The 435-nt window shown below is 55.6% G+C and carries 1 rRNA gene; it reads left to right on the forward strand.

The features are described from left to right. A 16S ribosomal RNA gene (locus tag KNP00_RS14115) occupies nt 1-390 on the forward strand; the annotation flags it as partial. Between the last annotated feature and the right edge of the window lie 45 nt (nt 391-435).

Raw genomic sequence — 435 nt, forward strand, 5'->3', positions numbered from 1 at the left:
GGAGACTGCCGGTGACAAACCGGAGGAAGGTGGGGATGACGTCAAATCATCATGCCCCTTATGAGTTGGGCTACACACGTGCTACAATGGACGGTACAAAGGGCAGCGAAGCCGCGAGGTGGAGCCAATCCCAGAAAGCCGTTCTCAGTTCGGATTGCAGGCTGCAACTCGCCTGCATGAAGTCGGAATCGCTAGTAATCGCAGGTCAGCATACTGCGGTGAATACGTTCCCGGGTCTTGTACACACCGCCCGTCACACCACGAGAGTTTGCAACACCCGAAGTCGGTGAGGTAACCGTAAGGAGCCAGCCGCCGAAGGTGGGGCAGATGATTGGGGTGAAGTCGTAACAAGGTAGCCGTATCGGAAGGTGCGGCTGGATCACCTCCTTTCTAAGGAAAATGCCCATGTGGCATTGCCCATCGTTCAGTTTTGAG

It is taken from the genome of Exiguobacterium qingdaonense, from assembly GCF_018617855.1.
Lineage (GTDB): Bacteria > Bacillota > Bacilli > Exiguobacteriales > Exiguobacteriaceae > Exiguobacterium > Exiguobacterium qingdaonense.